Source organism: Niveispirillum sp., assembly GCF_017996735.1.
Lineage (GTDB): Bacteria > Pseudomonadota > Alphaproteobacteria > Azospirillales > Azospirillaceae > Niveispirillum.
The window spans coordinates 1-10,170 of record NZ_JAGOGJ010000186.1; the positions used below are offsets into that span (position 1 = coordinate 1).

The following is a 10,170-nucleotide window of genomic DNA, read 5'->3' on the forward strand; positions in this document are numbered from 1 at the left end:
GGAGAACATCTCCTGCATCGACCGTTCGAACGCGGCCATGTCCGCCGGCGTCTGGTTCAACCGGTATTTCAGGACAAACGCCGCCACCCCTTTGTCGGCCAGCGCCTTGGCCACGTCCCAGCCTTCATTGCTCATCGACAGGGTGCGGAAGCCGCCGCCGGGTGCCACGACGATGGCGGCGCCCGTGGCCTTGGCCGGGTCCGGCAGGAAGGGTGTCAGCGTCGCCACGGTGACATTGCGGGCGAAAAAGCTGCCATACTGGCTGTGCCAGGATTCAGGGGTCTTGGCATCGGGCAGGGGGCCGGTGCCCAGGTCGATGGCGTTGGGCTGGGCCGGAATGGCGATGGGCGTCATCCGGTCATTCTGGGCCTGGACCGGCAGGGCCGTCAGGCCGCCGATGGTCAGGGCCAGGGCGAAGACGCGTGCATCAACCCGTGACGCGGCGCGGGTCATGCCCGAAAGGGCGGACAAAATTCCCATGCGTATCCTCCTTGTTATGTTTTTACATGTTCCCTCAAGCGCCGGGCGCTGCCTCCGGCAGCTTGGCTTACGCAGGCACGCGCCTGCGGGCCAGCGGTCGCTGGCCTCCAAGGGTCATATTCGATGACCCTTGTTTTTACATGTTCCCTCAAGCGCCGGGCGCTGCCTCCGGCAGCTTGGCTTACGCAGGCACGTGCCTGCGGGCCAGCGGTCGCTGGCCGCCAAGGGTCATATTCCATGACCCTTGGCATTACGGGGCGGTCACGCCGGCGTCGGTCTGTACCACCGGTTTCATGGTGCCGTCGGGATTGTAATGCAGATGTTCGACGGTGACTGCGCGCCGTCCCAGCGCGCCGTTCAGGTCGCCGACCGCCAGGATGGCGTTGTGCAGGAACAGGTACCAGTTGCCCTTGAACTGCGTGATCCCCGGATGGATGGTGAAGCTGTACTTGCCCGACCCCGTCAGTTCGCCCCGGAAGGTCCAGGGTCCCTGGATGGAGGGCGCGGTGCTATAGGACACTTTTTCATCGCGGTGGGTGGACCGGTCCAGCGAGGCATAGGTCAGGTAGTAAAGATCGCCGCGCTTGTGCAGCCAGGGCCCTTCCTCGAAATGCGGGGGCGTGATCTCGGTGATCGGGCCGTCGATCTCGATCATGTTGGGTTTCAGCCGGGCAATATAGCATTGGCGGTTGCCCCAGGCGATCCAGGTCGTGCCGTCATCGTCGGTGAAGACCGTGGGATCGATATCCTCCCAGCTATGCTCACCCTTCGGCGTCATGCCGTTGGTGATCAGCGCCGAGCCCTTGGCATCCACGAACGGCCCCGTGGGGCTGTCCGACACGGCCACCGCGATGGCCTTTCCCGGATGGGTATCGTCATGTTCCACCGCGGCATAGAACCAGAATTTGCCGTTCTTCTGAATGGTCTGGGATGCCCAGGCATCCTTCTTGGCCCATTTGAAGTCCGTCACCTTCATGATGGGGCCGTGATAGGACCAATGGCGCATGTCCTTGGTCGAATAGACCAGCCAGTCACGCATGTTGAACATCTCATCCCGCTGCGCCTCGTCATGGCCGACATAAAGATAGAGCGTGTCCCCCACCACCAGCGGCGCCGGATCGGCGGTGAACCGGTCGCGGAAGATCGGGTTCGATCCGGGAACGGCATCGACGGCCCCGGCGGCGGTTGAGATTGTTAACGCTAACATTGCTGCTGACAAAAAAGCCGGCCAGGCGGCCATCCGGCGCCACGATTTTTTCATCGTGTTATCCTCCCCAGAGAAGGATAAACATTATAATAATATTAATGGTGCGTCAACGCACGATACCAGCGGCCTTTAATCCCGAAGGTTCGGGATTAAAGGCACCGGCGGCATTGGCCGCCGCCGCGCCAGTCGGTGCGGATACCATCGGTCAACCATTTTGACCGATGGTATCATCATTTCCGAAAGAGCCCGTATCACCCCCGCGATCAAGGGGATTTTTTCCGCCACGCCGCGAGGCGACGGGCCAGGATGGGGGCCAGGGTGTCGAAGCTGGCCCAAGTGTCGGGCACATGATAGGCGGTTTCCGCATCGGGAAACGCATCGACATAGTCGGACAGATAGTACCCTTCGCCCGTGTGCAGCCCGTCATCGCCGGCATAATAGGCGTGCGTGAAGCGGTTGCCTTCTTCGTTCAGATCCTCGTCGACGAGTTTTCCATCGCACACGCTCAGGAACCATTCACCCGGCGTAACCGCACGGCCGCGCAACTGCGCCAGATCCGCTGTGAACTCCTGGATATGCAGGTCACCGGCAAGGCCGTTCAGTACAGCCCAGGACAGGAACAGGGCGATGTGGGTGGCGCCGGCGTTCTCGGGAAGATCGGCGGGAAAGTTGCCTTCATAATGCCAGGATGCGTTGTCGTAAGTCATGCCGCCCCCCATCCATGATGCAGGCCCATCCTGATGCAGATGGCGGACGGGGGCAATGGCTGTCACCCGGCGCCGCGCCGTTGCACGGCCACCCGCACCAGATCGGCCGTGCGGCGCACGCCGAAACGGTTGCGCAGACGGACCAGGGTATTGGCCACCGTCTTGTAGCTGATGCCCAGTTGGCGGCCCACGGCTTCCAGATCGGCGGTGTCGGCCAGAAGGTCGAGGATTTCGGCCTCCCGCCCGGTCAGCTCATCCTCGCGGTTGGGCAGGGCCAGGGCGCGGGCAATGTCGGCCGACAGCCAGCGCCCGCCGGCCAGGGCCGCTTCCACCGCCTGGACCAGGGCGTCGGGCGCGTCCGACTTGGTGACATAGGCGGCGGCCCCCAGGTCAAGGCAGCGGGTGGCGATGCCCGGCGTTTCATGCATGGACAGCACCACGACCAGCCGGCCCGCCGCCGTCAGTTCGCGCAGCAGGTCCAGCCCGCCGGGGCTGCCGGGAAGATTGAGGTCGGCCACCACCAGATCGGGGTTCAGGCGGGTCACCTGCGCGCGGGCCGCCATGCCGTCGGCGGCCTCTGCCACGCGGAACCGCGACAGGGGCGGTTCCAGCAACTGGCGGCAGCCGCCACGCACAACGGCGTGGTCATCCACCACCAGGATCAGCGGCCCCTCATCCATGCCTTTCCTCCGTGCTTGTCTCTGGCACCGGCACGGGCAGTTCCGCCTGCACCAGCGTCACCCCGGTGCCGTCGGGCAGGACCGACAGCGTGCCGCCCAGGGCCCGCACCCGTTCCCGCATGCCGATGATGCCATGGCCGGGGGCCGCATCGCCGGCCAGGGCACCGCCATCATTGCTGACGCGCAGGGTCACCGTCTCGGCATCGCCATCGATGGTCAGCGTCACGCGGGTGGGCTGGCCATGGCGCATGGCGTTCAACAACGCCTCGTGCGCCACGCGGTAAAGCGTCAGGTCGGCCGCATCCGACCGGGCAAAGGCGCCATCATCCAGGGTCAGGGTGAACCGCACCGCCGGATGCTGACGCGCCATGGCATCCACCAGATCGCGCAGCAGGTCGGCCGCGTGCAGATGGTCCAGCCCCATGGGCCGCAGCCGGTTCAGGATACGGCGCGACAGATCACGGATGGAACCGGCGGCCTGGTCGATGGCATCGGCCCGCGCCACCGCCAGATCGGGCGGCACCGGCCCGGCCGACGCGGCCCGGACGAGGGCATGGACATCGACGCGCATGCCGAAAAGAAGGGGCCCCAGTTCATCATGCAGATCGCGCGCAAGCTGGGCGCGCTCCTGATCCTGCAGGTCGATCAGCCTGTGTGTCAGATCGGCATTTTCCGCCCGCGCCGCCGTCAGTTCCGCATCCAGGTGGCGGATGCGCTGCCCGATGGCGGCCAGTTCCGGCACGGTGGCCGCCAGTCCGTTGCCGGCCGGCAGGCCGCGCGCCATCCGGTCCAGTGCCCGCCCGAACCCGTCCAGCGGCGCCAGCGCCCGTCCCAGCAGCAGATGCAGCGCCAGCAGCAAGAGCCCCAGCATGACCAGCGCCGTCACGGCCAGGGCGCTGGTATCGGCCCAGACCTCCGCCACCTCATCCGCCGGGTCGGCGCGCAACAGCCAGACGCCACCATCGGCCGGCAGGCTGACATCCGCGCCACCGGTCCAGAGCAGGGCGGAGAACCAGTCCGGCACGTCGGGATGGCCGGCCGGCGGGGCGGGGACGGGCGCGCCGGCCGGCACAAAGACGCGCGCCAGATGCCGGACGGGACTGGCCACGGCCGCCGGCTGTGTCCGCGCCAGATCCAGGGCCGCCTGGGTTTCCATGCGCACGGCGATGCGCGCCCTGGCGACCGTCACGACCAGACCAGCCAGCGCCGATAGCAGGGCAACCAGCATGACCAGACAGATGATGCGCCAGCGCAGACTCACGGTTGCTTGTTTCCCCCCCGGCCATAAACCGACAACCCTAACCCCCTCTCAGCGGCTCCAGCCATCAGCCGAAAGTATTAGGACAATCATCCCGTCGCGGCCGGGATGTTTTGCTACCCCCATGGTCCAATTGTTGCCAACGGCCGGGCCGCCTTCAATAGCGGAACAACGACAAGCCCACCGACAATCAATCCGGGGAAGAAACGATGCGCCGCCCGCCTGTTGCCCTCTGGCTTCTGGCCAGCACCCTGTTGACTCCCGCCGCCCTGGCCGAACCGGTTTCCCTGGAGACGGAAGTGATCGTCATCGGCACGGCGGGCGGGCGCGATGGCGTGCCGCTGGACCGGCTGCCGGCGGCCGGCCGGCGGGTCGGCGGGGATGACCTGAACCGTTCCGGTAGCGTAACGGCGGTGGACGGGCTGTTGCGGCGTCTGGGGTCGGTGGCCGCCATCGACAGTCTGGGCAATCCGTGGCAGCAGGGTCTGGCCCTGCGCGGATTCACCGCGGCCCCGGCGCTGGGCGAACCGCAGGGCGTGGTTGTGTACCAGGACGGCATGCGGGTGAACGAGGCGTTCGGCGATGTGGTGCAATGGGACCTGCTGCCCGTCTTTGCGGTCCGGGAGGCGCAGGTGGTGGCCGGGTCCAACCCCGGTTTCGGCCCCAACGGGCTGGGGGGCGCGGTTCTGTTCTCCATGAAGGACGGGTTCACGGCACCCGGCCTGGCGGCGTCGGTGGAGGCGGGATCGCACGGGTTCGTCACTGTCACGGGGGAAGCCGGGGGCAGGGACGGGGACACCGGCTATTATCTGGGCCTGTCGCACGGGCGGGACGATGGCTGGCGCGATTTCTCCCCTTCACGCGTGTCGCGGGCCTATGGCGATGTGCTGTACCGGCCCGATGGGGAGACGGAACTGGGCCTGTCCGTGACGGCGGCCACGTCGGAACTGGCCGGCAACGGACCGGTGCCGCTGGACCTGCTGGAGGAAGACCGGTCCGCTGTCTTCACCCATCCCGATGCCACCGACAGCGACCTGCTGGCCCTGTCGCTGCGCGGCCGGGCGGCGCTGGCCGATGGCTGGGCGCTGCAGGGCGCCGCCTATTTCCGCCATCTGAAACGCCGCACCCGCAATGGCGACCAGGGGGAGTTCGAGAGCTGTGGCACCGCGCTGTGTTTTGAGGAGGGGGAGGAGCTGGAACCCGTCGTGGGTGCCGATGGGCGACCCGTCACCGGCCTGGATGACGAACCCGACGCCGTGTTCAATCGCACCCGCACCGTGACCGACGGGCAGGGGGCCAGCCTGCAGGCGGTGCAGACCGGGCGCGTGGGCGGCATGGACAATATCCTGACCCTTGGCGCCAGCCTGGACCATGCCCGCACCCGCTATGGCAGCGGCACGGAACTGGGCGAACTGGACGATACGCGCGGGGTGGAAAGCCTGGGCATCGCCATCGGCAATGATGAGTTCAATGTGGGGCTGAAGACCCGGTCCCTGATCCTGGGCGCGCAACTGTCGGAGACGCTGTCCCTGACGCAAGACCTGCACCTGACGGGGGCCCTGCGCCTGACCCATGCCGATTTGCGCCTGCGGGACCAGTTGGGCGACGATCTGGACGGGGATCATAGCTATACGGCGCTGAATCCCGGCCTGGGCCTGGCCTGGAACCCGGCCGCCGGCACCACGCTCTATGCCGCCGTGAATGAGAGCAACCGCATCCCGACCCCGGCCGAACTGTCCTGCGCCGATCCGGAAAGGCCCTGCCGCTTCCCCAACGCCTTCCTGGCCGACCCGCCGCTGGACGATGTGCGCTCGCGCACCTGGGAGGCGGGGGCGCGCGGGCGGATCAATGGCGACGCGCTGAACTGGTCCGTGGCCGCCTTCCGCACCGATAATCGCGACGACATCATCTTCATTTCCGCCGGCCCCATCATCGGCACCGGCTATTTCGACAATGTCGGCCGGACACGGCGTCAGGGGCTGGAGGCCGGGCTGTCGGGCCGGGTGGGGCCGGTGGACTGGTTCGTCGATTATGCCCTGGTCCGCGCCACCTTCCGCACGGCGCTGACCATCCAGGCGCCCGACAATCCGGAAGCCGACGCGGAGGGGGAGATCGCCGTGAAACGCGGCGACCGCATCCCCGGCCTGCCCCTGCACAGCCTGAAGATCGGCGCCGATCTGACGGTGACCGACGCCCTGACCCTGGGCAGCGAGATGCAATGGAGTTCCAGCCGCTATCTGCGCGGGGACGAGGCGAACCTGACCAACCCCATCGCCGGCTATGCCCTGTTCAACCTGTCCGCCCGCTATCGCGTGACCGACGCGATCGGCGTCACGGCGCGCGTGGAGAATGTCTTCGACAAGGATTATGCCAGCTTCGGCCTGTATGGAGAGGCCGACGAACTGGGCTTTGACGATCCCCGCTTCCTGTCCCCCGGCGCGCCCCGCCGCTTTACGCTGGGGATGACGGCGCGGTTCTGATGGCCCGGTCCAGTTCGGCAATGGCGCAGGTGATGTGGTAGAAGCTGCTGGCCGGGGCAGGCTCGTCGGTGAATATGTTGTCGGGCGACAGCTTGTCCCACCACAGGCCCTTCACCGGCGTGTCCAGATAGCGCAGCAGCCCGTCCGCCCCCCGGGCGGCCACGGCCCACCAGGCGGGATCGCCCGTGACCTCCGCCGCCAGCACGGCGGCCTTGATACGCTCCGTCTGCGGCCAGAGGCGGGCGCCATGGTCGTGGATGGAGAAATCATCCAGCAGGCTGTTGAAGCCGACACCGCGCGCCGGGTCCACGCCATGGGTCTCCCCGATCTCCAGCAGGCGCAGGCCCGCCTGCACCGCGTCGGCCCGGCCACGCAGCTTGCCCCAGCGCAGCAGCAGCCAGGCCCATTCGAACTGGTGCCCCGGTTCCACGATGCGGCCCGGCGTGCCGGGGGCGGGTTGCCAGTCGCGGTCGAAGAATTCGCGCAAGGCGCCCGTCTTCGCGTCGATGAAGCGGGTCAGGGCCAGACCGGCGATGCCATCGGCCATGGCGGTCCATCCCGCATCGCCGCCCGCCGCTTCCCAGGCCAGCGACGCCTCGAACAGATGCATGTTGGGGTTGGATTGCAGCGTCCGCGCATCGGGGTCCAGGTCCGCGAAACCGCCCTGATGGGCACAGCGCGCGATCAACCGGTCGCGCAGGCTGGCCGCGATGGGATGCAGCGGCACAAAATCATTCAGGGCCAGCGCGGCATTGCACAGGCCGAACAGGGCAAAAGCCTGGTCGTAGAGATCGACGCTGTCATCCAGCACCGATCCGTCCGCCGCCACCAGCGTGCGGAACAGCCCATCCTCACGCCGGTACCGCGACAGATAGGCGGCCAGGGCCTTTTCGACGATGGCGTCGGCCGGGCCGGTCCAGCCCAGATCGGGGGCCAGCGCGTAGGAATAGATCTGGCGCGGCTGCACGCGGGCGCGGCGCGGCGCATCGACGGGCCGGCCCGTCTGGTCCAGCTTTTCATGGAAGCCGCCGCGCGCATGGTCGTACCCCTGCTCCCACCATAGCGGATAGGCATGGTCCAGGACCCAGGCGACCAGCAGGTCGCGGCGGTTGGCGGCGTCGGTCAGGCAGGAGGCCAAGGGAGATGAGGGATTGGTCATCAGATCGGTTTCCGGTCAGGATTGCCACAGGCGCGCCGCCCCGCGCACACCCGAACTGTCGCCCCAGCGGGCCGGCGCGATGCGCGCCCCCCAGGTGTCGCAGAACACATGGGCGCGGATCACGGGGACCAGCCGCTCATACAGTTCGGCGACGTTCGACATGCCGCCACCTAACACGAACACATCGGGATCGACAATGTTGCTGATCAACGCCATGGAACGGCCCAGCCGGTGAATATAGCGGTCCAGCGCTGCCGAGGCGCCGGCATCGCCCGCCCGCGCCGCCTGGATGATCCATTCCCCCGGCTGGTCATTACCCGTGGCGGCCGCATGGTCGCGGCGCAGGCCCGTGCCCGACACCCAGGTTTCCAGGCAGCCCGATTGCCCGCACCAGCAGGCGGGGCCGGGCACCTCCGTCGCGTCGGGCCAGGGCAGGGGCATGTGGCCCCATTCGCCGCTGATGCCGTTTGCCCCCTCCACCAGCTTTCCATCCACCACCAGACCGCCGCCGCAGCCGGTGCCGATGATGATGGCAAAGGCCACCCGCGCGCCCGCCGCCGCCCCGTCCACCGCCTCCGACAGGGCCAGGCAGTTGGCGTCATTGGCCAGCCGGACGGGACGGCCCAGGGCCGCAATCAGGTCGGACGTGAAGTCGCGGCCGTTCAGATAGGTGGAATTGGCGTTGCGCATCAGGCCGGTGGCCGGGTTGACACTGCCCGGCACGCCCAGGCCGATGCTGGCGGCGGGACCGACCGCGCCTTCCGTGCGGACGATCAGATCACGCACCGCATCGATGGCCGCGTCATAGGTGCCGGGATTGGGCACGCGCAGGCGGGACAGGAACTCCCCTTCCGCCGACAGCGCCGCCGCCTCGATCTTGGTGCCGCCGAAATCAATCCCGATCCTGATCATAAAACCCGTCCCCGGCCTTGGTGATGGCGGGAGCCTATCAGGGCCGGATTTAATAGACAATTTGGTTTATTTAATCGGAAAGGATCACCCGCCCCCTCATGACCGGCGACCGGGATTATTCCTCCGCCGTCTTCATCAGCACCGACCGGCCGGGCAACAGGCGCTGGTTGAAGGGCAGGATGGCCGCCCCCACGGCGGGGGCGTCGGCGGCCATGGCGGCCCGGCGCAGCGGGGCCAGGATGGGCACCTGTCCGCGTTCGGCCGCCATGCGGGCATTGATGGCGGCCACCAGATCATCGACCACCGGCCCCGGCAGCCGCCCGCCCACGAACACGGCCTGCGGGTTGATCAGGCAGGAGATGGACAGCATCGGCCCGGTCAGCAGGTCCGCCGCCAGCGCCACCCACTCAGCCAGCGCCGCCCGTCCGTCCCTATCCAGTGACAACAGGTCATCGGGCTGGCCCAGCCGGTAACCGCGCGCCGCCATATGGTCGAACAGGGCCGACAGGGACACGGCGTCCTGCAGGCTGCGCGCCGTGCTGCCGGGATGGCGCACGGGCAGGAACCCGATCTCCCCGCTGCGCCCCTCCGCACCCCGGAAATACTGCCCGTCCAGCACCAGACCGCCGCCCAGCCCCCGGCTGATCAGCAGATAGAAGAAGCTGGGATGGCGCAGGCCCAGGCCGAATTGCGCCTCTCCCAGGGCGGCCGCCGTGGCGTCATTCTCCACCAGCACGGGCAGGGACGGCAGGCCGGCGAACAGGGCCGGGATGTCGGTCCGGTCCCAGATGGCGTAATCGTCCGGCTGATGCGGCAGATGCACCCGCCCCAGATCGTCGGGCAAGGCCACGCCCATCCCCACCAGCCGCCGCGCCTTGATGGTGCCGCGCGCCAGGATGGCGGAAAGCTCGGTCCGTGCGAATTCCCCCACCTCGTCCGGCAGGGCATACTCCACCTGCCGCGACGCCCGCGCCCGCACCTGGCCCGCCAGGTCCAGCACGACCAGGGTGATATGGTCGCGGTCGATGTTCAGGCCCACGGAAAAGCAGCCATCGGGATTGATGGCCAGCTTCATGGCCGGCTGCCCCCGCTGCCCCAGCAGCCGCCCCGCCTCGATGATCAACCCCTCGGCCAGCAGCCGCTTGGTGATATTGGCGATGGCCGGTGCCGTCAGCCCCGTGATCTCCGCCAGCTCCGCCCGCGTGATCGGCCCGCCCACCCGGATCGCCTGCAACGTCACCCGCTGATTATGATCCCCCGCCCGCTCCAGGTTGGTCCCCGACAGGC

9 protein-coding genes are annotated in these 10,170 nt (G+C 67.8%); 1 reads left to right on the forward strand and 8 read right to left on the reverse strand.

Features of this window, described 5'->3' with window-relative positions; genetic code table 11:
- The 5 genes from KBA48_RS30425 to KBA48_RS30445 all read right to left on the reverse strand — a co-directional run.
- The coding region (locus KBA48_RS30425; RefSeq protein WP_367273895.1) for an alpha/beta hydrolase at positions 1–480 on the reverse strand (480 nt) is incomplete at its 3' end.
- A 250-nt stretch (positions 481–730) separates the two neighbouring features.
- The gene (locus KBA48_RS30430; protein WP_292912442.1) at positions 731–1,687 is read right to left on the reverse strand and encodes a glycoside hydrolase family 43 protein; all 957 of its coding nucleotides are present in this window, start codon (positions 1,685–1,687) and stop codon (positions 731–733) included.
- Positions 1,688–1,950: 263 nt separating this feature from the next.
- Positions 1,951–2,394 carry a hypothetical protein gene (locus KBA48_RS30435; protein WP_292912443.1) on the reverse strand — a complete coding sequence of 148 codons (444 nt, stop codon included), beginning with the start codon at positions 2,392–2,394 and terminating at the stop codon, positions 1,951–1,953.
- 62 nt (positions 2,395–2,456) lie between these two features.
- Positions 2,457–3,074: a response regulator transcription factor gene (locus tag KBA48_RS30440; protein WP_292912444.1), complete on the reverse strand. Its 618-nt coding sequence runs from the start codon at positions 3,072–3,074 to the stop codon at positions 2,457–2,459.
- Positions 3,067–4,335 carry a histidine kinase gene (locus KBA48_RS30445; RefSeq protein WP_292912445.1) on the reverse strand — a complete coding sequence of 423 codons (1,269 nt, stop codon included), beginning with the start codon at positions 4,333–4,335 and terminating at the stop codon, positions 3,067–3,069. The genes KBA48_RS30440 and KBA48_RS30445 overlap by 8 nt, the downstream gene beginning before the upstream one ends.
- Before the next feature lie 206 nt (positions 4,336–4,541).
- Between KBA48_RS30445 and KBA48_RS30450 the strand changes: the two genes are divergently transcribed.
- Positions 4,542–6,812: a TonB-dependent receptor gene (locus KBA48_RS30450; protein WP_292912446.1), complete on the forward strand. Its 2,271-nt coding sequence runs from the start codon at positions 4,542–4,544 to the stop codon at positions 6,810–6,812.
- On the opposite strand, the gene KBA48_RS30455 is transcribed toward KBA48_RS30450, so the two are convergent.
- From KBA48_RS30455 to KBA48_RS30465, 3 genes are all read right to left on the reverse strand, one after another.
- Positions 6,784–7,971, reverse strand: coding sequence for an AGE family epimerase/isomerase (locus tag KBA48_RS30455; protein ID WP_292912447.1), 1,188 nt, complete (start codon positions 7,969–7,971; stop codon positions 6,784–6,786). The two genes, KBA48_RS30450 and KBA48_RS30455, sit on opposite strands and share 29 nt — an antisense overlap.
- Positions 7,972–7,986: 15 nt before the next feature.
- Positions 7,987–8,883, reverse strand: coding sequence for an ROK family protein (locus KBA48_RS30460; RefSeq protein WP_292912448.1), 897 nt, complete (start codon positions 8,881–8,883; stop codon positions 7,987–7,989).
- A 115-nt stretch (positions 8,884–8,998) separates the two neighbouring features.
- Positions 8,999–10,170, reverse strand: a 1,172-nt coding sequence (locus KBA48_RS30465; protein WP_292912449.1) for an ROK family transcriptional regulator, incomplete at its 5' end; no start/stop codon positions are given.